At 33.8% G+C, this 21,978-nt stretch carries 14 protein-coding genes and 4 pseudogenes; 10 read left to right on the forward strand and 8 right to left on the reverse strand.

Going from position 1 to position 21,978, the window contains the following annotated elements; translation table 11 throughout:
- Positions 1-329: 329 nt before the first annotated feature.
- Positions 330-713: a DUF983 domain-containing protein gene (locus P5P87_RS11875; protein WP_278022680.1), complete on the forward strand. Its 384-nt coding sequence runs from the start codon at positions 330-332 to the stop codon at positions 711-713.
- Here P5P87_RS11875 and P5P87_RS11880 read toward each other — a convergent pair.
- The 8 genes and pseudogenes from P5P87_RS11880 to topA form a co-directional block, all read right to left on the reverse strand.
- Positions 694-1,767: an NAD(P)/FAD-dependent oxidoreductase gene (locus P5P87_RS11880; RefSeq protein WP_278022681.1), complete on the reverse strand. Its 1,074-nt coding sequence runs from the start codon at positions 1,765-1,767 to the stop codon at positions 694-696. The genes P5P87_RS11875 and P5P87_RS11880 overlap by 20 nt on opposite strands.
- Before the next feature lie 78 nt (positions 1,768-1,845).
- Entirely contained in the window at positions 1,846-2,835 is a 990-nt protein-coding gene (gene porN, locus P5P87_RS11885) for a type IX secretion system ring subunit PorN/GldN (protein ID WP_278022788.1), read from the reverse strand.
- A 179-nt stretch (positions 2,836-3,014) separates the two neighbouring features.
- Positions 3,015-4,004: a type IX secretion system ring subunit PorN/GldN gene (gene porN, locus P5P87_RS11890; RefSeq protein ID WP_198854310.1), complete on the reverse strand. Its 990-nt coding sequence runs from the start codon at positions 4,002-4,004 to the stop codon at positions 3,015-3,017.
- A gap of 45 nt (positions 4,005-4,049) precedes the next feature.
- On the reverse strand, positions 4,050-5,594 hold the full coding sequence (gene porM, locus P5P87_RS11895; protein ID WP_278022682.1) for a type IX secretion system motor protein PorM/GldM: 1,545 nt from the start codon (positions 5,592-5,594) through the stop codon (positions 4,050-4,052).
- 52 nt (positions 5,595-5,646) lie between these two features.
- Positions 5,647-6,296, reverse strand: a pseudogene (gene porL, locus P5P87_RS11900) (type IX secretion system motor protein PorL/GldL).
- Positions 6,297-6,351: 55 nt separating this feature from the next.
- Positions 6,352-7,749, reverse strand: a pseudogene (gene porK, locus P5P87_RS11905) (T9SS ring complex lipoprotein PorK/GldK).
- A 261-nt stretch (positions 7,750-8,010) separates the two neighbouring features.
- Positions 8,011-9,162 carry a formimidoylglutamase gene (locus tag P5P87_RS11910; RefSeq protein WP_198854313.1) on the reverse strand — a complete coding sequence of 384 codons (1,152 nt, stop codon included), beginning with the start codon at positions 9,160-9,162 and terminating at the stop codon, positions 8,011-8,013.
- Between the two features lie 8 nt (positions 9,163-9,170).
- Positions 9,171-11,700 (reverse strand): annotated as a pseudogene (gene topA / locus P5P87_RS11915) (type I DNA topoisomerase).
- Between the two features lie 370 nt (positions 11,701-12,070).
- On the opposite strand from topA, the gene miaB reads away from it, so the two are divergent.
- The 9 genes and pseudogenes from miaB to P5P87_RS11960 all read left to right on the forward strand — a co-directional run bounded on the left by miaB (position 12,071) and on the right by P5P87_RS11960 (position 21,765).
- A complete protein-coding gene (gene miaB / locus P5P87_RS11920; protein WP_278022683.1) occupies positions 12,071-13,516 on the forward strand; it encodes a tRNA (N6-isopentenyl adenosine(37)-C2)-methylthiotransferase MiaB in 1,446 nt (481 codons plus the stop codon).
- Between the two features lie 76 nt (positions 13,517-13,592).
- Positions 13,593-13,964, forward strand: a complete 372-nt coding sequence (locus P5P87_RS11925) for a GxxExxY protein (RefSeq protein ID WP_198854316.1) — start codon at positions 13,593-13,595, stop codon at positions 13,962-13,964.
- A gap of 58 nt (positions 13,965-14,022) precedes the next feature.
- Positions 14,023-15,283, forward strand: a pseudogene (locus tag P5P87_RS11930) (sigma-54 interaction domain-containing protein).
- Positions 15,284-15,364: 81 nt separating this feature from the next.
- Complete coding sequence (locus P5P87_RS11935) at positions 15,365-15,868, forward strand: LptE family protein (RefSeq protein ID WP_198854318.1); 504 nt, start codon at positions 15,365-15,367, stop codon at positions 15,866-15,868.
- 106 nt (positions 15,869-15,974) lie between these two features.
- Positions 15,975-17,711 (forward strand): tetratricopeptide repeat protein, encoded by a 1,737-nt coding sequence (locus P5P87_RS11940; protein ID WP_278022684.1) that lies wholly within the window; start codon positions 15,975-15,977, stop codon positions 17,709-17,711.
- A 3-nt stretch (positions 17,712-17,714) separates the two neighbouring features.
- Positions 17,715-18,056, forward strand: coding sequence for a preprotein translocase subunit SecG (secG, locus tag P5P87_RS11945; RefSeq protein WP_278022685.1), 342 nt, complete (start codon positions 17,715-17,717; stop codon positions 18,054-18,056).
- Between the two features lie 144 nt (positions 18,057-18,200).
- Positions 18,201-18,476, forward strand: coding sequence for a co-chaperone GroES (locus P5P87_RS11950; RefSeq protein WP_008467105.1), 276 nt, complete (start codon positions 18,201-18,203; stop codon positions 18,474-18,476).
- Between the two features lie 76 nt (positions 18,477-18,552).
- A complete protein-coding gene (groL, locus tag P5P87_RS11955) occupies positions 18,553-20,184 on the forward strand; it encodes a chaperonin GroEL (RefSeq protein ID WP_278022686.1) in 1,632 nt (543 codons plus the stop codon).
- A 381-nt stretch (positions 20,185-20,565) separates the two neighbouring features.
- On the forward strand, positions 20,566-21,765 hold the full coding sequence (locus tag P5P87_RS11960) for an alkaline phosphatase family protein (RefSeq protein WP_278022687.1): 1,200 nt from the start codon (positions 20,566-20,568) through the stop codon (positions 21,763-21,765).
- Positions 21,766-21,978: the final 213 nt, after the last annotated feature.

The raw sequence follows: 21,978 nt of genomic DNA on the forward strand, positions 1-21,978 counted from the left end.
TAAATAAACTGTAAACAAGCGAATTATCCTGTTACAATTTTGAAAGTGCAAAAGTATAACTTTTAATTGAAGTTTTTATACTGAAAAACAATAGCTTTTGGAAAATTCAAAAACTAAAAACCTCTTCTAAATTTGATATTTTAAGAAAAAGAAAATAGTGCAGATGAATATTATAATTCAACATCAAACCAAGACAGGCTATAAGTTTTCGTCGTAATTAAATAGCTTAAAGCCAGAAAATACCTTATATTTGCTTTAAATAAATTCTCCCATTCAAACTGTATCCAAATACAATTGAGATGAATTAAAGACCATAAAATTTACTTAAAATGTTCAAAAGAGGTTCCAAGCTAAATAGTATCATTACAGGAAGTTGTCCAAAATGCCAAAAAGAAAGTATGTATGAAGACAAAAACCCACTTCATTTAAGTAAGGTTCTCAAAATGAATGAAAATTGTAGCCATTGCGGATTCAAATATCAAATTGAACCTTCGTTTTTTTACGGCGCAATGTATGTTAGTTACGCACTAAATGTTGCTGTAGGAATTCTTGCTTTTATTGTTTCATTTGTTTTTTTTGAAGCAACAATAGAACAATCGTTTATCGCAATTATCCTAACATTAGTGGTTTTATTCCCTTTTGTATTACGCCTTTCGAGAAACCTATACATTAATATGTTTGTTTCTTATGATCCTAAGGCCGGTCAGGAATAAGAGATTTCAAATATCTTTTGTGGAAACGTTTTATATCGGCTTCTTTATCTATTGGAGTTCCCGATTCAATATTATCATATAACATTTTTGCTAAGGCAGGTCCAAGCATGACACCACGTGTTCCTAGTCCGTTAAGAATATGAATAGAACTGTACGCTTCGTGAGTTCCTACTAATGGTCTCCTATCTGCAACTGTAGGACGTACTCCTGCAAAGTGTTTTACAATTTCAAAATCGCACGTTATAATTTCCTTAATACGATCTAGAAGTTCTTGTTTTCCTTCTTCAGTAGGAAGATCTGTTTTATCGTGCCAATTGTAAGTAGCTCCAACTTTAAACAAATTGCCACCTACTGGTAAAATAAAAACACTGGTATTAACAATTAAATCTAATTTCAAATCAGGTGCTTTTATTAAAAACAACTCCCCTTTTGTTCCATCCAAAGGAAGATAATTAAAATAAGGGTTTTTATGCAACCCAAAACCTTCTGCAAATATGATATTGCGTGCTTTAATATTTTTATATTGAATTCCTAAATCGAGAATCTCTAAAAAAGAACTATGAAAAGATTCTTCCAGAAGTAAATTATTCTCTTTTAAATATGCTCTGTAACTTTCTAATAATTGTCCTGTTTTGACATAACCTGTATGCAGAACTTCTCCATAATCGAAAGGAGAATCAATACCTTGATATTTCTTAGTAATTATTTTGGTTGACAAAAAAGGAGCTAAGTTTATTTTATCAGAAGCCGCAAACCAATTATTTTGCTCTTCAATAGAAAAAAACTTTCTTAGAATTGGCATCTTAAAGTTAAATTTCTCTTGTAATTTATCTTCCACGACATCATAAAACTCATTCATCAGGACCAAATGATCCTTCGCATTCCAAACCTCACTGAAACGTTTTAAAATTACTGGATTATATAAACCTCCAGCAATCCTAGAAGAATTCTGAGACTTGTCATCAATAACTAAAATAGATTTATTGTTTTTAAGCGCAACTTCAGCGAAAGAAATTCCAGCCAAACCAGATCCGACGATTAAATAATCAAGCATTGTGCAGTATATAGATAAAATAAAAAAACTCTTACTACAAAGGTAGCAAGAGTTTTTCTTATTATTCAGTTTAAGACCTTAGTAATTCCACATATCTTCTTCAAAATTACGAATCTTCTCTTTTACTCTTTCAGATTCTAGCAATTGGCTTTGTGCATTATCTTTAATGTAATCTTTAATCTCACGATCACCATATACATTTTCCTCTTTATAGATAACAGAATTAAAATATCTAGAGTTTAAGATCTGATCAAACGAAATTGGCATTGCCGAATTTTTATCATTAAAAGCTTTTCCTTCATGCAATACTTCCCGTGCATTGGGGAAGAAAACCCAAAACAGCTCGATATAATCTTTCTCATCACTATTCATCGTGTAAACATCAGGGGTTACAGGACAAATTCCGAGCAGACGATATTTTAAATCACTTTGCCTTTTATCAAAATACCAAAATCCTTTAATCTTATACATACTAACGTCTGCAGCTGTCAAGTCTTGTTTCAAAATATATTCAGCAGGAACAGTTCTTGTTGGCCCAACAGTTTGATCAACATAAGTGACTTTTTTATTTTTTCCTGTTCCAGTAACAACCTTTTTCTTGACCACACGCGTTCTAAAGTCATCAGGATACTGATTAATAAGCTCTCGCCCAGCATCGGTAGTATCAACACGCGATAGTGCGCCTTGAATATCTTTTAAAGACTTTTTTGTATTAAAATAGCTGTCGGCATAAACTTCTGTTATCTTTCCGCTTCTGATTCCTCTCGTCAAAATATCATATAATGAACGTCGTTCGGGACCAATATTAGCCGTATCCACGGGAAAATATAACGGAAAATTGATTTTTTCATTCAAATCAATAATTTCCCAAACCATTTTCCCCATTAAAACATCTCTATCGTCAACATAACCATATGCTAGAGGTTTGTCGTTATCAGATATCATTTGAGCTGGTGTCTTAATTCCTATCTGATCGGCAGTTTTGGCATTAAGTAAATTAGACTGAGCGTTAGAAGATAGGCTTCCAAGAACAGTAACAATAGCAACTAATAAATTTCTTACTTTCATCATGATAATTTTTACAAGACATTAAACGAAATTTTATTATAAATATTGTTATTTTTCCTACATAAATAAAAAATAATGCATTCCAATATCACTTCGGAACATTAATTGATTATAGACATAAAAAAAACTCTTACTACAAAGGTAGTAAGAGTTTTTTAATTATCATGCTATGTATCAACTTAGTAGTTCCACATATCTTGTTCGAAGTTGCGAATTTTCTCTTTCACTCTTTCAGATTCTAATAACTGATTTTGTGCGTTATCCTTCATGTAATCGCTAATAGCTCTATCTCCATAAAGGTTTTCTTCTTTGTAAATAACAGCGTTAAAACGTCTAGAATTTAAAATCTGATCAAATGAGATCGGAAGAGCTGAATTGTTGTCATTAAAAGCTTTTGCTTCATGCAGAGCTTCTCTGGCATTTGGGAAGAATACCCAAAACAATTCAATATAATCCTTTTCATCACTATTCATTGTATAAACATCTGGAGTTACTGGGCAAATTCCTAGTAAACGATATTTTAACTCACTTTGACGTTTATCAAAATACCAATATCCTTTAATTTTATACTGAGTAACATCTGCAGCAGTAAGATCTTGTTTTAAGATATATTCAGCAGGAACTGTTCTTGTAGGTCCAACTGTCTCTTCAACATAAGAAACTGATTTATTTTTACCTTTACCAGAAACAACTTTTTTCTTCACAACTCGTGATTTATAGTCATCTGGGTATTGGTTAATTAACTCTCTACCTGCATCTGTTGTATCAATACGAGATAATGATCCTTCGATGTCTTTCATAGATTTTTTAGTGTTGAAATAACTGTCAGTATACACTTCAGTAACTTTTCCACTTTTAATAGCTTTAGTTAAAACGTCATAAAGAGAACGTCTATTAGGACCAATATTAGCTGTATCTACCGGAAAATACATTGGAAAATTAATCTTCTCATTTAAGTCAATGATTTCCCATGTTGTTTTTCCCATCAAAACATCTCTATCATCTACATAGCCATAAGCCAAAGGCTTATCATTATCAGATATTAATTGAGCAGGAGTTTTAAGTCCAATTTGAGCAGGAGTTTTAGCGTTTAGCAAATTAGATTGCGCATTAGAAGCAAAACCTCCAGCGATACAAAAAATAGCTATTAAAAAATTTCTTACTTTCATCGTGGTATCGTTATAAGATATTGAATGTAGTTTACACTACCTTTATTATTGTATTTCGTAAATTACAGGAGCAGTTCTTGGCAATAAATAACTACCAGCTCCAACAAGTTTAGTTTTAATTTCAGAAATAGTAACTTGGTCTCCTTTACCTGCTCTTGAAAGTACTTGTTTACATTGTGCATTCATTTTGTTTCCTGTAACAACAACTGTAGGTTGTCCAGCAATTTTCATATTGAATCCAACAACATCTAACTCAACTTCAAAATCAAAATCAAGAAGTTTAGCTCCAATAGTAGCAACTTCAAGGTTAGATCTAGGTCCTTTTACAACACCCATTTCACCTCTAATTGTTCCTGTTGGACCAGGAATACCTTTAATTCTGAATGTTTTCTTATCAGTTACTTTATCACCGTTTGGTAAAGTACCTGTTACAGAAATTGTAGTTTCAGTACCTTGACCTGGGCTCATGTTATATTTTCCTGGTTTTCCAGCAGAAGATAAACCTGGAGCACTAGCAACAACTTTATTATCAGCAACACCAGCAAAAGAAACAGAGATAGGGTTAACAACACCTCTATACACTACGTTCATTTTGTCTGCAGAAATTGTAGCAGAGTTTGGTCTTGGAACTACAACGTAAGTACCTTTAAATGGTAGATTGATTTTTTTACCGTCTTCAATAAAATTGAATTGACCACCAATGTTTTGTTCTCCAACACTTCCTGCTGTTAAGTTAATTTTTGCTTGTCCAGTAGCTGGATCTAATACTGCTCCTGAAACGCTTTCTGGTTTAGTATTTTCATCATAACGACCTAAAACAACTTTACCAGTAACTTTTTCACCTTGGAAATAAGCATTTTTATCTAAAACCACAATTGCCTGATAGTTGCTGTAAGAAGCAGCCTGAACAGCAGCTTTTCCTAAAGCACTGTTGTAAACATCAGTTTCAGCTTTTTGAACATCATTCTGCCATGCAGAAAGTTTTGCGACTGAAGCAATTGCAGGAAATCCTTTAAAGTGATAAGCTAAGTATTTTTCTTTTATACCTTCTTTATTTTTTACATCAGAAACATCAAATTTCTTCTCAACTTCTGCTATAATGTTAGCATATTTTTTATCTGAACCTAAAGCAGCTTTTAAATCTGCTTTATACTTTTGGATTGCGACAATAATTGCATCTCCTTTTTTAGTATAACCATCTCCTGTGAACCAGTCATCGATGTTATCACCTCTATCCATAGCTTCGTATGGTAGTTTTCCAGTTTCTTTATCAATTTCATATCCTTTTATAGATTGAGCTTTTAAAGTTCCTAGATATGCATAAAAATCTTTTGAGATAGTTTCAACTTTATGAGCAGTTGCAGTTGCTACTGCAAATTCTCCTTTAGCTTCTGCTGCTTTTTGATCTAAAGCTTGCAATAAAGCAGTATTGTTTGTGATTGATGTAACATTAGAAGCTTCAAATTTTTCGTTAAATAAACCAAAACCTGAAATAACTTCTTTTGATACGTTCATTGCTAACATTGCGATGAAAACCAGATACATCAGGTTGATCATCTTCTGTCTAGGGGTTAATTTTCCTCCTGCCATTTTTTTCTAATTAGTCCTTAATTAATAAATATAATATCTAGTTAAAAACTAATTATCCTTTGTTACTCATTGCAGAAAGCATACCACCATAAACACTGTTTAAAGAAGCAATGTTTGCAGTCATAGAAGCCATTTGTTCTTTTAATTTAGAAGCGTTTTCAGCGATTTCTTTGTTAGCCTCAGCATTTCTAGAAGCGCTTTCTAATTGTACTTTATATAAACTGTTTAATGATTCCATTTGAGCTGCATGACTAAAGATAACTCTTCACCGTATTTTTTAGTAGAAGCGATAGAATCAACTGTTGGAGCAATTCCTTTAGCGACAGATTCGAAGTTTTTGATGCTGTTTCCTAAACTTGACATTAATTCACCGTCAATTTTAGCCTCTTTTAATAATGAATCTAATTTTTGAGATAATAATCCTTGAGCATCAGTTGGAGTTTCAGCTTTAGCCTTTTTTTCTCTAGCTTGTCCATTAGCTAATTCAGGGTAAACTAGAGTCCAATCTAGTTCTTCTTCAACTGGTTCGAAAGCAGAAAGCGCAAAAATTAACGCCTCAGTAAGTAATCCTACTGAAAGCATAACTGTACCTGTTAATGGTCCAATCTCGAAGTGAGTAATTTTGAATAACGCTCCAACGATTACCACTGCCGCTCCCATACCATAAGCGAAATTCATTGCTTTTTTACTTAATAATGCCATAATACTTTTTTTTAGGTTTAAAATAGATTTGTTGGATATTGATAAAATTATAAAATTACTTTTTTCTGTTTCCGGTAACTTGCGTTCCCATATAATCTTGTACAGTTCTAAATCCGATATAACTTCTAGCAGAATCTGCATATTCGTGATCACGAGTACTTACTTGTAGGAAATAAGCAACGTCTTTCCAAGATCCTCCACGAACAACTTTTCTTTGGTTTTTACCATCGATTACGTTTGGATTCATTGTAGAAACATATTCGTAAGCGTTTGGATTGTAAGCTGAATCCGTCCACTCAGAAACGTTTCCTGCCATGTTGTACAAGCCGTAACCATTTACATCGTAAGATTTAGCTTCAACAGTGTAAAGAGCTTCGTCAGCAGACATAATCTCCTCTACTTGGCTTAAAGTTTGCTAAGAAACAACCTCTATCACTCTTAGTATAAGGACCTCCCCAAGGGTAAGTTGCAGACTCCAGACCTCCTCTAGCGAAGCATATTCCCATTCTGCCTCAGTTGGCAATCTGAAAGCATTTACTAAGTCACGTCCTTTTTTCTTAGATTTAATGTAGCTATTTTTATTTAAAGTTCTCCAAGCACAAAATGCTTTAGCTTGTTTCCAAGTCACACCAACTACAGGATAATCTCCGTAAGCCTTGTGCCAGAAATAGTCATTGTGCATTGGCTCATTATATGAATAAGCAAAATCTTTAATCCAAACTGCAGTATCAGGATAAACATTTACCTGTTCAGTTTTTACGAAGTCGCTTCTTTTTCCAACTTTAGCTTTTGCAGCGACCTGAATATCCATCCAAGAATAACGGAATTTCAATTTATTTACGTCAATTGTTCTTAAACCATTATATGATTCTTCAATTGGTAAATACATAGAGTCCATTACTTCAGCATAATATTCATCTGGATATGCTTTTGTATCTTTAATTAACTTAACTTTTCTGTTTAATTTTCTTCCAGCATACGGATCGTCTTTTGTACCAACACTATAATAGTTGTCATACATATATTTATCATAAGCTGTCATTTTTTCTGGATCAGAATCATTAAAAGCATAATCAGCAATACTTCCGCCTTTTTTACCTTTTCCATCAGTAGCTTTCTGACCTGTTTCGTCTGCTAAGATTGCCAAACGAACTCTCATTGTTGAGTCTTTTACCCACTCCACAAATTGACGGTACTCACTATTTGTAATCTCTGTTTCATCCATGTAAAACGAACGAACAGTTACTGTTTTAGTTGGAGCATCTTCTACGTTAGCTAAATCAGCATCTGATTTACCCATAATAAAAGATCCACCCGGAACTAATGTCATTCCATAAGGCTTCTCGGGATGCCATTTCCCTCCTGTAACACCAACTAATTCACCTTTGTCACCTGACTTACCACAGCCGATTACTAGTGTTAACATTGTCGCAAATGCAATAAACTTCTTCATATAAATTTGGGATTATCTATTCATTATTAAAAGTCCGTAAACGTATTTATTATTTATCTAAAAAACAATACTACTTGCGAATTTATTTTACCGTTCAAAAATAATGTTAAATAAAATAAAAAAAAATATTTTATCGACAAACTGTACCAAAAAATCGATGTAAAACGTTAATTTTTATGTATTATAAACATTTTCTTACTAATTTATTTTAACCTTTTTAAACAGGTTTTAAAAATTTAAGATTTCACTTAAATTTTCGGTCTATAAAGCATTTTTTCGTTGCGCTTTCCACCATCTTTCTGGCAATTCTTGATTGCAAGCCGACAAATATTCATCATAAGAACAGGGTAATAACGTATTTCTTTTCAATTTATTGCTCCCATTTGATTCAAATGGAATTTCTATCCACCAACGTTCTGTTTTATCACTTTTATAGAATATCAATTCTTCATCATCTAACGGAACTATATACTTTAAATAATTTGCTCGGCTTCCAAACGGATACTCTTTTGAGCGATAGTGATACCCTTCAATAAAATACCATACAATCTGAGAAATAATAACCGACTCGGCTAGTGTGCTATTATGATTAAATATTCCAAAAGAAGAAACTTTATCACTTATACCAGCATATCTAGCTAGAGCGCAAATTTCTTTTCCATTAAATCCGTTTGGCTCAAAAGTCACCATATTTGCTGACGCAGAAGATTTTACAGAATTCAAATCTATACTAACCAAATCTGCATCTCTGAAAACTGGCTCAGCCAGAGTGATTTTATTTGAGATTTCACCCAATCGATAAGCATCAAAAAATAATTTTTCAATCAAATCAATTTCTTCTTGTGAATTATAATAAGTCTGATATCCTATATTACAATAGTTAAAAAGGTTATTTGGCTCATCAATAATAATTTTTGTCAAATAAGAATTGGCTGAAACTGACTCGTTTTCCTTACCAAAATCAAACTTATTATCAACAGCAACCAAATTTACCATTTGCTCTAAATCATCATAAGCACGATACAAAGCATAGGTCAAATCTTGAGAACCTCCCAGGACTATAGGAATGACTTTATTCTTAATTAATGTAGCTGTAACCTTCTTTAATGCATAGTAAGTATCCTCTACAGAATCGCCTGCAAGTATATCACCTAGATCCGCAATTGAAGCATCCCAATTACCAGGAAACATACCATATAGCTTTTTACGTACAGCCGAAAGATTAACCTCGTTAATCATATTGATATTTGTACGGTCTTCTAAAACACCAATTATAGCAATATTAATCTGTTCAATATCAGGAAACTGATCTTGGGTATGAAAGACAACTTTGCTTCCAAGCTCTTGTGAAGACAGCGCTCCGACGAATTTTATAATTCCGTCATTAACTGGTTCTAGAAAATCAAATTCCATTTATATACTTATTTCTTTTTAGCGACCGTTTTTTTAGCTGGAGCTTTTTTAGCCGTTGTTGTTTTAGTCGCAGTTTTCTTTGCAGGTGTTTTTTTCGCTGGTGTTTTAGCGGCAATCATTTCTTGAACTTGAGCCAATGTTAATTTTGTTGCATCAACATCTTTACTTAATTCAATTTTGATTTTTCCTTTCAGAATTACAGAACGCCCCCAACGGGCTTTCTCTACTACAATTCCTTCCTCTTCCCAGTTATGAATAACTTTATCAATGTTTTTCTGAAGTTTGTCTTCGATCAATTCTTCAACATCAGCTTGAGAAAGATTATCAAAATTATACTTCTTGCTCACATTTACAAAAAGTCCGTTCCATTTAATGAATGGTCCAAAACGTCCCACACCTTTTTGAACACCTTCGCCCTTATAAACAGCAATCGGTGCATCTGCAAGTGCTTTCTCGTCAATTAGCTCTTGAGCTCTTTCTTTAGAAACATTAAGCGGATCTTCTCCTCTTGGCAATGAAATAAAAACGCTTCCGTGACGAACATAAGGACCATAACGACCATTATTCACTTCAACTTCTTCTCCTTTATATTCACCTAAACTTTTTGGAAGCAAGAACAAGTTCAAAGCTTCTTCAAGTGTAATGTTTCCTATATTTTGGTCCGCCATTAAACTAGCAAACTTTTTATCTTCATCATCTGCTTCTCCAATTTGCGCCATTGGCCCAAATTTTCCTAAACGAACAGAAACTTGCCTTCCGTCTGCATCTCTTCCTAAGATTCTTTCACCACTTTCGCGTTCAGCATTTGCTTCAACTTCTTTAACATTCGGGTGAAATTGATTGTAGAAATCCTGCATCATTTTTGCCCAGTCAATATTTCCTTCGGCAATTTCGTCAAAGTCTTGCTCTACTTTTGCAGTAAAATTATAATCTAAAATATTTCCGAAATTCTTTACCAAGAAATCAGTAACAATAGTTCCAATATCTGTAGGAACCAATTTTCCTTTATCAGAACCTGTATTTTCTTTCAACACTTTTTCACCAACTTTACTGTTTTGTAAAGTAAGCTGTGTATAATTACGCTCTACACCTTCAAGAGTTCCTTTTTCAACATAATTTCTATTGATAATTGTAGAAATTGTTGGTGCATAAGTTGACGGACGTCCGATTCCAAGTTCCTCTAATTTTTTAACCAGAGATGCCTCAGTGTAACGTGCAGGCGGTCTTGAATATCGTTCTGTAGCTGTAATATAGTTATTTGCTAGTTTCTCATTTACTTTTAAAGCTGGAAGCATTCCTTCTTGTTCTTCTTCATCGTCATCATGACCTTCTAAATACACTTTTAAGAAACCTTCAAAAAGCAATACTTCTCCAGAAGCTGTAAAAATTTCGCTGTGGTTATCTGCTTCAATTTTTACGTTTGTTCTTTCCAACTGTGCATCGCTCATTTGCGAAGCCAAAGTTCTTTTCCAGATCAAATCGTATAAACGAGCTTGGTCACGATCGATATTTACGGTGTGACGAGACATATCTGTCGGACGAATTGCTTCGTGCGCTTCTTGAGCTCCTTTACTTTTATTTGCAAAAGTTCTCGGTTTAGAGAATTCTTTCCCGTACGATTTTATGATTTCTGCTTGTGCAAGCATCCATTGCTTCTTTAGAAAGGTTTACCGAGTCGGTTCTCATATAAGTAATAAGTCCGGCTTCGTATAAACGCTGCGCTAATTGCATGGTGATTCCAACTGGCAAGTATAATTTTCTTGTCGCTTCCTGTTGTAACGTAGAAGTTGTAAAAGGTGCTGTTGGAGATTTTTTGGTAGGTTTAGTTTCTAAATCTGCTACCTTATATTTAGAACCAATGTTTTGATTTAAGAAATCTTCGGCTTCTTTTTTAGTATTGAAGTTTTTTGGAAGTTTTGCTTTGAAAGCTTTTCCTGCTTCGTTTACAAATTCTGCAACAATAGAATAAGTTGCAACTGCATTGAAACTTTGTATTTCGCGTTCTCTTTCAACAATCAAACGTACAGAAACAGATTGTACACGACCCGCTGAAAGTCCACCTTTAATTTTTCTCCATAAAACCGGAGATAATTCGTAACCTACTAAACGATCTAAAACACGACGTGCTTGTTGCGCGTTTACTAAATTATAGTCAATTTCTCTTGGATTATCGATTGCTTTGAGAATCGCAGATTTTGTAATCTCATGAAAAACAATACGTTTGGTCTTTTTTCGATCTAGCTTTAATTCTTCCGCCAAGTGCCATGAAATAGCCTCTCCCTCGCGGTCCTCATCGGATGCTAACCAAACCGTTTCGGCATTTTTAGAAAGTGACTTCAGCTTCGTTACCAAGGCTTTTTTATCCGGAGAAACTTCATATTTAGGTTTAAAACCATTTTCTACATCTACTCCTATTTCCTTTGATGGTAAGTCTGCTATGTGTCCATAACTTGACTCCACCTGAAAATCACTCCCAAGAAATTTCTCGATCGTTTTCGCCTTTGCAGGTGACTCCACTATTACTAAATTCTTTGCCATTGCTCTATTTTTCTGCAACAAAAGTATTTATTTTTTTAAATATTAACCTTACGAATGCATTTTTGAGGTATTTTGATATTATGAAACTTAAAATTGCAGATTTATCTGTAATAATCTCGATAATATATATAGGTATAACTTTTAGTGATTTTTAACCAAGAAATCCCTTTATTTTAGATTGCAGATTTTAGATTTTAGATTTTTTGCAGTTGAATTTAAACTTACAACTAGTACATATCTATTGATAAACAACACATAATCTATAATCTAAAATCTGCAATCTAAATTTTTTAAAACATTGTTAATTCTTTATCTGACATCTTGTCATATTCGTTTCAATTACCCTATCTTTGCACTTTGAATTTTTACAATGGAAAAGATTATTGAAGAAAGCAAACAAGGCGAAAGTCTTGTTTTGGAAAATAAACCTGAGAATACTAAAAAACTATTTATAGAGAGTTACGGCTGTGCGATGAATTTTTCGGACAGTGAAGTCGTAGCTTCCATTTTGTCTGACGGAGGTTATAACACCACTTCTGTTTTAGAAGAAGCCGATTTGGTTTTGGTAAACACTTGTTCTATTCGCGATAAAGCAGAACAAACTATTCGTAAGCGTTTAGAGAAATATAATGCAGTAAAGCGTACGAATCCGAAAATGAAAGTGGGCGTTTTGGGTTGTATGGCTGAGCGTTTGAAAAGTCAGTTTTTGGAAGAAGAGAAAATAGTTGATCTTGTGGTTGGTCCTGATGCTTATAAAGACCTTCCGAATTTATTGGCTGAAGTTGAAGAAGGCCGTGACGCCATTAATGTAATTTTATCAAAAGAAGAAACATACGGAGATATTTCGCCTGTTCGTTTAATGAGCAACGGAATTACTGCTTTGGTTTCGATCACTCGCGGATGCGATAATATGTGTACGTTCTGCGTTGTGCCTTTTACACGCGGACGTGAGCGTAGCCGTGAGCCTCAAAGTATTATGAATGAAATTAAAGATCTTTGGGAAAAAGGTTTTAAAGAAATTACACTTTTAGGACAAAATGTTGACAGTTATCTTTGGTACGGCGGCGGATTGAAAAAAGATTTTGTAAATGCTTCTGAAATGCAAAAAGCAACTGCGGTCGATTTTGATCAATTGTTAGAAATGGTTGCTGTTGGTTTTCCTAAAATGCGTATTCGTTTTTCGACTTCAAATCCACAGGATATGCACGAAAGTATTTTGCATGTTATTGCGAAATATCCAAATATCTGTAAACATATTCACTTACCAGTTCAATCTGGAAGTAATAGAATTTTAAAAGAAATGAATCGTCTGCACTCTCGTGAAGAATATATGGCTTTGATTGACAAAATTAGAGCTATTGTTCCAGATGCTTCGATCTCACAAGATATGATTGCTGGTTTCCCAACAGAAACCGAAGAAGATCATCTAGATACAATGAGTTTAATGGAATATGTAAAATATAATTTCGGTTATATGTATTCGTATTCTGAACGCCCTGGAACTTTGGCTGGAAGAAAAATGAAGGATGATGTGGAGGAAGAAACTAAAGCCAGAAGATTACAAGAAATTGTCGATTTACAACAAAAACATGCTTGGTTTAGAAGTGAGGAATTTGTTGGAAAAACAGTTGAAGTTTTAGTCGAGAAAGTTTCTAAGAAATCTAAAGACGAGTTCTCAGGAAGAAACTCTCAAAGCATAACGGTTGTTTTCCCTAAAGAGAATTACAAAATTGGAGATTTCGTAAACGTAAAAATCACAAGCTGCACTAGCGGAACTTTAAAAGGTGAAGCTGTTGGTTTGAGTAGCATGAATTAATTTTTTTGCCACGAATTTCACTAATTTACACGAATTTTCTTTCAAAAATTTCTATAGATTTGTTTTAAAAACAAATATGGAATTATACAGGAAAGAAGAGTACTATAAAATTGTTGGAATTTGCATGGAAGTTCATAGAATATTGGGCGGTGGTCTTCTAGAAATTGTTTACAAAGATGCATTAGAATATGAATTTAGAAAGCATAATATTCCTTATGGACGTGAAAAAGAATACGATATTCAATATAAAGAAATTGTTTTAGCACATAAATTTTATGCTGATTTTGTAGTTTATGACGAAATCATTTTAGAAGTAAAAGCATCAAAAGAAATAGTTGATGAATATATCGCTCAAACAATAAATTATTTAAAATTAGCCAATAGTGATTTAGGAATTATCGTTAATTTTAATAAAAAGACATTACAACACAAAAGAGTTATTCATTGACCACTTTTTCAAAAATTCGAGAAATTCGAGAAATTCGTGGCAAAAGATAAAATCTAATATGGAAACAGTTCAAGCAATAAAACAGCGATTTGAGATTATTGGTAATGATCCAAAATTAAATCGTGCCATTGAAAAAGCCATTCAGGTTGCTCCAACTGATATTTCGGTTATGGTAACTGGGGAAAGTGGTGTTGGTAAAGAAAATATTCCTAGAATTATACATTCGCTTTCACACAGAAAGCATGGTAAATATATTGCCGTAAACTGTGGAGCAATTCCAGAAGGAACAATTGACAGTGAACTTTTTGGTCACGAAAAAGGTGCGTTTACAGGTGCGACAAGTACTCGTGAAGGTTATTTTGAAGTGGCCGATGGCGGAACAATTTTCCTAGATGAAGTTGGTGAATTACCACTAACAACTCAAGTAAGATTGCTTCGTGTTTTGGAAAATGGTGAATTTATAAAAGTAGGTTCGTCTCAGGTTCAAAAAACAAATGTTCGTATCGTTGCTCGCAACAAACGTGAATTTATTTAATGCTATTGAAAAAGGTAAATTCCGTGAAGATTTGTACTACCGTTTAAGTACTGTAGAAATTACTTTACCTCCTTTAAGAGAAAGAAAGGACGATATTCATTTGTTGTTCAGAAAATTTGTGGCCGATTTTGCCCATAAATACAAAATGCCTCCTTTAAAATTGGATGATGATGCAGTGCAACTTTTACAGAAATTTAGATGGAGCGGAAATATTCGTCAGCTTCGAAATGTGGCGGAACAGATTTCTGTTTTAGAAACTAATCGCGATATCAGCCTTGCTACTTTACAATCTTATTTGCCAGCCGAAGGAAGCAACCTTCCTTCTGTTATTAGCGACAGCAAAAAAGAAAGTGACTTTAGCACAGAAAGAGACATTTTGTACAAAGTGCTTTTTGATATGAGAAGCGATTTGAACGATTTGAAAAAACTGACTTTGGAGTTAATGAAAAACGGAACTTCTAAAGTGCAGGATATTAATCCAAATTTAATTCAGAAGATTTACGGAAATCAACAAAACGATAGCGAAATTGATTTTGAAGAAGAACCAAGAACTGCTGTTATGACAACTCCTGCTGTTCGCGAAGATAATTATCAAATGCAAGACGACAATTACTTATTTGCCGAAACTATCGAAGAAGAAGAAATTTTACGTCTAGAACAAAAAGAAATCGAAATGATCAAAAAATCATTAGAAAAAAACAAAGGAAAACGTAAAGCTGCGGCTGATGAATTAGGTATTTCTGAAAGAACTTTATATCGTAAAATCAAGCAATTCGATTTATAAAAATAATTAAATTTCAAAAAACAAATTCCAAATTCCAATTACTTATATTTGAACTCAATTGGAATTTTCCCAATAAACATTATGAAAAAAATATATTCTCTTTTTGCTCTTTTAAGCCTTTTTATGTTGAGTGGCTGTTCTGTTTATAATTTTACAGGAACTGGAAAAATCGATGCTAAAACTTTTCAAGTTAACTTCTTTCAGAATAATGCAGATTTAATTGAACCAGGAATCGACAGAACTTTTACCTTGACTTTGCAGGATTTGATCATGAATCAAACCAACCTAAACTTAGTTAGTAATGGTGGAGATTTGGTTTACGAAGGTGAAATTACAGATTACCGAATAACTCCAATGACTGCAACTGCAGATCAACAAGCGGCACAAAACCGTTTATCGATTCGTGTTAATGTGCGATTTATGAATAAAAGAAAAGAAACAGATGATTTTGAAAAGTCTTTTGAATTCTATTACGACTTCCCTGGACGAGACTTACCAACAGGATCTGTTTTAAATGAAGCAATCAGAGTTATTTTTGAGAGAATCACTCAAGACATCTTTAATGAGTCATTGGCAAAATGGTAGTCTTGCCTGTTTGTTTAATCGTTAAATCGTAAAACCGTTTAATCGATAAAACAGCCAAAAACAAATAAACGATTAAACAATTAACCGATTAAACAAAAAACAAATAATGAACGTTAGCGATTATACCTACTTAATGAACAAACCCGATGCTATTACAGAAAAGCAGGCAGACGCATTAGGAAGTGTTTTGAATGAATTTCCGTATTTTCAAAGTGCGCGTGCATTACGATTAAAAGGACTTTACAATCAAAACAGTTTTAAGTATAATTATGCTTTAAAAGTTACGGCTGCATACACGTCTGATCGTTCTGTTCTATTTGATTTTATCACTTCTGAGGCTTTTACCTCGATTCAAAATGATTTTTACGAACAAAAACTGAGAGATCTTCTTGAAATTACTGTTTTTGACAGTGAAATAATTTCGCCAGAGCAAATTCAAAAGGCAATTGAAGTAAAAACAGATCTTGAAGAGCAACCTATGTCGGATACAATTAAAGAAGTTCCAACTCCTTCAATTGAAATACCATCAGTTGTACAACCTCTAAAAGTTGAAGAAGTCGCAAAAACGGAAGAAGTTATACAAGCCGAAGAAATAAAAGCTCATGAACCAATAATTATAGAAGAGCCTAAAAAATTACCAGAAATAGATCCTTCTATTTTTCTTGCAATAAGAGAAGCTCAAACTATAACTTTTGAAAAACCTGCAATAAAACAAGAAGAGCCAAAACCTCTTCCCGAAATAGATCTTTCTATTTTTGCCGCAATAAAAGAAGCGCAATCGGTTACTTATGAAAAACCAGCAATTGTAGAAGAAGTAGAACAGAAAATCGAAATTGTTGAATCTAACACTTCAAATGATGTAGAAGAAGTTGAGGCAGCTTCGCTTCCTGAACCAATTCAAACTGAGGAACCTAAAATTGATCGTATTGAAAACTCTATTTTAAGTTCTATAAAAGTTTCTGAAACGCTTTCTGCACCAGAACCAATAGAAATCGAAGAACTTAAAGAAGAACCTAAAAATGAGCGCATTGAAAACTCTATTTTAAGTTCTATAAAAGAAGCAGAAGCTGCAAACGCTGAACAACTTACAGAGGTTAATCCTATTATAGAAGAAACCATTGTAGAAGAACCTGCTACAAATTCGACTGAAGAAGAAGACGATGACAGCGTTATCGAAGAGATGATCATTCCAGAATTCAAAATGAATACTGTTGAGCGTTCTATTCTTTCTTCTATTAAAGAAGCTGAAACAAAAGCACCTGAAGAACCAAAAGAAATAATTCAAGAAATTGTCAAAGCTGAAGATAAAGAAGAAGAGATTCGTGAAGAAAATGAGGAACAGCCTCAAGAAATAATTGAAGAAGAAGAACCGAATGAACCTGCCAAAACAGCCGCAGAACATTTAGAAATAGGAAAACCATTGGATTTTTCTTTAAGTGAAAAACATTCGTTCCAAGAATGGCTTCAATTATCTCGAACAGAACCAATTGACAGATCAAACGAAATTTCTCCAGAAGAACAAGCTAAAATTGAAGTCGCTAAAGAAGAAGAGAGACAAAAGAAGGCTGAAATTATCGATAAATTTATCGAAACCAATCCGAAAATATCTCCAATTAAACCTGGAACAAGCGCTCCAGCAGTTCAAATTGAGACCACTATAGAGGATAATTCGTATTTAATGACCGAGACTCTGGCCAGAGTATATCTGGAACAAAAGAAATATACAAAAGCAATTCAAGCATATGAAATATTAATTTTGAAATATCCAGAAAAAATTACTTTCTTTGCAGACCGCATATCGGATATAAAGATTTTACAACAAAATAACAATAACAATAATTAAGTAATGAGCACATTTTCAATTTTTTTAGTTTTAATTACAATAGTTTGTTTTCTATTGATCGTAGTTATCATGGTACAAAACCCTAAAGGAGGCGGATTGTCTTCTACCATCAGCGGAACACAGATGTTAGGTGGAGTACAAAAAACAACTGACTTTTTAGATAAAAGTACTTGGACTTTAGCTACTGTTTTAATTGTGCTAATTTTACTTTCAAGCTTAAGCTTCTCTGGATCTTTAAGCGATACAGATTCTAAAATCATTGACAAAACTGAAGCTCCTGCAAGCACGCCAGCAGCTCCAGCACAAGGAAACACTCCTGCTCCTGCAGCACCAGCTACTAAATAATTTTAGCTCAATATAAAAATCTAATGCCAGCCTGTCAAAGCTGGCATTTTTTTTAAGAAATAATGTCAGTTTTTCTAGCATGGCATAGTTTCTGAAAGTTTATAGAACAGAAAAAAATCGTATAACTTATAATAATATAAAATCATGGCTTTAAACATAAAACCGCTTTCAGACCGCGTACTTATTGAGCCTGTTGCAGCTGAAACTAAAACTGCGTCAGGTATTTTTATTCCTGATACTGCCAAAGAGAAACCTCAAAAAGGAACTGTAGTTGCAGTAGGAAACGGAACTAAAGATCACACAATGACTGTAAAAGTTGGTGATACTGTTCTTTACGGTAAATATGCAGGAACAGAGTTAAAACTAGAAGGCACTGATTACCTAATCATGCGCGAGGATGATATTTTAGCGATTATCTAAAAAATATTGTATTAAGTACGAAGAATTAAGAACTTCATTTAACTTGAAACAAATCAAACTTTAAACAAAAATTAAAATGGCAAAAGATATAAAATTTGATATTGAAGCACGTGACGGATTAAAACGTGGTGTTGATGCATTAGCAAATGCTGTAAAAGTAACTCTTGGACCAAAAGGTCGTAACGTAATTATCGGAAAATCATTTGGTGGACCAACTGTTACTAAAGATGGTGTTTCTGTTGCAAAAGAAATCGAATTAAAAGACGCACTAGAAAATATGGGTGCGCAAATGGTAAAAGAAGTAGCTTCTAAAACTAATGATTTAGCGGGTGACGGAACTACAACTGCTACAGTTTTAGCTCAAGCTATCGTAAAAGAAGGCTTGAAAAACGTTGCCGCTGGTGCAAATCCAATGGATTTGAAACGTGGTATCGACAAAGCGGTTGAAACTATCGTTGCTGACCTTGCAAAGCAAGCTAAAGTTGTTGGAAGTGATTCTGATAAAATCAAACAAATTGCTTCTATCTCTGCTAACAATGACGAAGTTATTGGTGAATTAATTGCTACTGCTTTCGCTAAAGTTGGAAAAGAAGGTGTAATCACTGTAGAAGAAGCTAAAGGAACTGATACTTTCGTTGACGTTGTTGAAGGAATGCAGTTTGACAGAGGATACCTTTCTCCTTACTTTGTAACAAACCCAGAGAAAATGGAAGTTGAATTAGATTCTCCTTACATTTTATTATACGACAAAAAAGTATCTTCTTTAAAAGAATTACTTCCAGTTTTAGAGCCAGTTGCTCAATCAGGAAAACCATTATTGATTATTGCTGAAGATGTTGACGGAGAGGCTCTTTCTACATTAGTAGTAAACAAATTAAGAGGTGCTCTTAAAATTGTCGCTGTAAAAGCTCCAGGTTTTGGAGACAGAAGAAAAGCAATGTTAGAAGATATCGCAATCTTAACTGGTGGAACTGTAATTTCTGAAGAAAGAGGTTATACTCTTGAAAATACAACTATCGAAATGTTAGGAAACGCAAAAAGAGTTTCTATCGATAAAGACAATACAACTATCGTAAGCGGTGCTGGTGAAGCTGATATCATCAAAAACAGAGTTAACCAAATTAAAGGTCAGATGGAAACTACTACATCTGATTATGATAAAGAAAAATTACAAGAGCGTTTGGCTAAATTAGCTGGAGGTGTTGCTGTTCTTTATGTTGGTGCTGCTTCTGAAGTTGAAATGAAAGAGAAAAAAGACAGAGTTGATGATGCTTTACACGCAACTCGTGCAGCTGTAGAAGAAGGAATCGTTGCTGGAGGTGGTGTAGCTTTATTGAGAGCTAAACTTGCTTTAGCTGACTTAAAAGCTGATAACGCTGATGAAGCAACTGGAATTCAAATTGTTTCTCGTGCTGTTGAAGCTCCATTAAGAACGATCGTTGAAAACGCTGGTCTTGAAGGTTCTGTTGTTGTGGCTAAAGTTTCTGAAGGTTCAGGTGATTTTGGATACAATGCAAAAACTGACGAATATGTAGATATGCTTACTGCTGGAATTATCGATCCTAAAAAAGTAACTCGTGTAGCTCTTGAAAATGCTGCATCTGTTTCTGGAATGATCTTAACTACAGAATGTGCATTAATTGATATTAAAGAAGAAAATGCCGGAGGCGGAATGCCAATGGGAGGCGGAATGCCAGGAATGATGTAATTCATTCTCTTCTTAAAAATTAAAAGCGCTGGATTTTTATCCGGCGCTTTTTTTTTTGTTTGCCACTAATTGCACTAATTTCCACGAATGATTTTGCTTGTAAAAAGTTGCTACAGATTACACAGATTAAAAGGATTTCTTTATTGGATACACTAAAAAATTTTCACGCAGATTCTACAAATTCAAGCAGATTAATTTAATTTTTATAATCTATGATCTGCATAAAATAAAAATCCTTTTAATCTGTGTAATCTGTGGCTGAAAAGAAAAATCATTCGTGGAAATTAGTGCAATTCGTGGCAACCATTTTTTATTTAACATTCTCTTTTTCTTTAAAAAATCTGTTATCTCTACCTTTGCAATTCTATTTAAAATTGCACAATGAGAAAATTCACAACTCACTTTTTATCTTTTACATTTTTACTTCTTACTGCTTTTTTACAAGCCCAAAATAGCAAAGACAATTACGTAGTTTTAGTTTCGATGGATGGCTTTCGATGGGATTATGGCAAAATGTATAATCTCCCAAATCTGAAGCAAATTGAGAAAGAGGGCGTTCATGCCAAATCAATGAAACCTTCTTATCCGAGTAAAACCTTCCCAAACCATTATTCAATCGTAACGGGACTTTATCCAGATCATCACGGAATTATCAATAATGTTTTTTATGATGCTTCTTTAAATCAATCTTTTTCCTTATCAAGCAACGCAAAAAATGATTCTCGTTTTTATGGCGGAAATCCGATTTGGAATTTAGCTGAACAGCAAGGTGTAAAAACAGCTTCTTTCTTTTGGCCAGGTTCTGACATTGACAAAAGAAACCCAAGTTATTTCAAAAATTATGATGGTAAAGTTCCGTACGGAGCTAGAATCGATACGGTTATGAAATGGCTGCAGCTTCCAGAAAAACAACGTCCGCATTTGGTAACTTTATATTTTGACGAACCAGATCATACGGGTCATAATTTTGGTCCGCATTCGCCAAAAACTGAAAAAACAGTGATTAAAATGGATTCAATTATGGGAGAAATATCTAGAAGATTAGATCAATTGCCTATTGGAAAACAAATCAATTTAATCATCGTTTCAGATCACGGAATGGCCGATATCAGCAATGATAAAAAAGTAGCGGTTTTAGATTATATAAAGCCAGAATGGTTAGGTTATAAAGACGTTATTAATCCGATTATGAGTTTGCAGGCAAAACCGGGCTATCAAGATTCGATTGCTAATGCTTTAAAAAAAGTGCCTCACATTAAATTCTGGAAATCAACCGAAGTTCCGAAAAGATTACATTACGGAACGAATCCGCGTGTACACGATTTTGTTATTGAAGCCGACAAAGGATGGAGTCTTGTTGGCAAAGAAAGCACGCATATCAATGGAGGAACTCATGGTTATGATAATAATGAAAAAGATATGCATGCTATTTTTTACGCAAAAGGTCCTGCTTTTAAAGTAAACAAGAAAGTAAAAACGTTTCAGAATGTTTCTGTTTATCCTTTAATTGCCCATATTTTAGGTTTGCAAGTAGGTGAAATTGACGGAAAGCTGAGTGATATTGAGGATGCGCTGCGCTAAATTAGATATTGTGTCAATTTGATAATTAGAAAATTTGATGATGATTGTCACCCTGAACGGAGTCGAAGGGCACTCCAATTGGCACGTGGGCTTCGACTTCGCTCAGCCTGACAAAAAAAATATAGACAAACAATAACAAACCCGATAGGTTTTTTAAAACCTATCGGGTTTAACTTTTTGAGATACTTTTCGTAGACACAAAGCAGTGCGTCT

The organism is Flavobacterium ginsengisoli (assembly GCF_029625315.1).
GTDB lineage: Bacteria > Bacteroidota > Bacteroidia > Flavobacteriales > Flavobacteriaceae > Flavobacterium > Flavobacterium ginsengisoli.

Excerpts from the sequence above, each read along its gene's own strand:
- P5P87_RS11875 (WP_278022680.1), top strand. The coding sequence starts at position 330 with ATGTTCAAAAGAGGTTCCAAGCTAAATAGTATCATTACAGGAAGTTGT.
- P5P87_RS11880 (WP_278022681.1), bottom strand. The coding sequence starts at position 1,767 with ATGCTTGATTATTTAATCGTCGGATCTGGTTTGGCTGGAATTTCTTTC.
- porN (WP_278022788.1), bottom strand. The coding sequence starts at position 2,835 with ATGAAAGTAAGAAATTTATTAGTTGCTATTGTTACTGTTCTTGGAAGC.
- porN (WP_198854310.1), bottom strand. The coding sequence starts at position 4,004 with ATGAAAGTAAGAAATTTTTTAATAGCTATTTTTTGTATCGCTGGAGGT.
- porM (WP_278022682.1), bottom strand. The coding sequence starts at position 5,594 with ATGGCAGGAGGAAAATTAACCCCTAGACAGAAGATGATCAACCTGATG.
- P5P87_RS11910 (WP_198854313.1), bottom strand. The coding sequence starts at position 9,162 with ATGGAATTTGATTTTCTAGAACCAGTTAATGACGGAATTATAAAATTC.
- miaB (WP_278022683.1), top strand. The coding sequence starts at position 12,071 with ATGGAAAAGATTATTGAAGAAAGCAAACAAGGCGAAAGTCTTGTTTTG.
- P5P87_RS11925 (WP_198854316.1), top strand. The coding sequence starts at position 13,593 with ATGGAATTATACAGGAAAGAAGAGTACTATAAAATTGTTGGAATTTGC.
- P5P87_RS11935 (WP_198854318.1), top strand. The coding sequence starts at position 15,365 with ATGAAAAAAATATATTCTCTTTTTGCTCTTTTAAGCCTTTTTATGTTG.
- P5P87_RS11940 (WP_278022684.1), top strand. The coding sequence starts at position 15,975 with ATGAACGTTAGCGATTATACCTACTTAATGAACAAACCCGATGCTATT.
- secG (WP_278022685.1), top strand. The coding sequence starts at position 17,715 with ATGAGCACATTTTCAATTTTTTTAGTTTTAATTACAATAGTTTGTTTT.
- P5P87_RS11950 (WP_008467105.1), top strand. The coding sequence starts at position 18,201 with ATGGCTTTAAACATAAAACCGCTTTCAGACCGCGTACTTATTGAGCCT.
- groL (WP_278022686.1), top strand. The coding sequence starts at position 18,553 with ATGGCAAAAGATATAAAATTTGATATTGAAGCACGTGACGGATTAAAA.
- P5P87_RS11960 (WP_278022687.1), top strand. The coding sequence starts at position 20,566 with ATGAGAAAATTCACAACTCACTTTTTATCTTTTACATTTTTACTTCTT.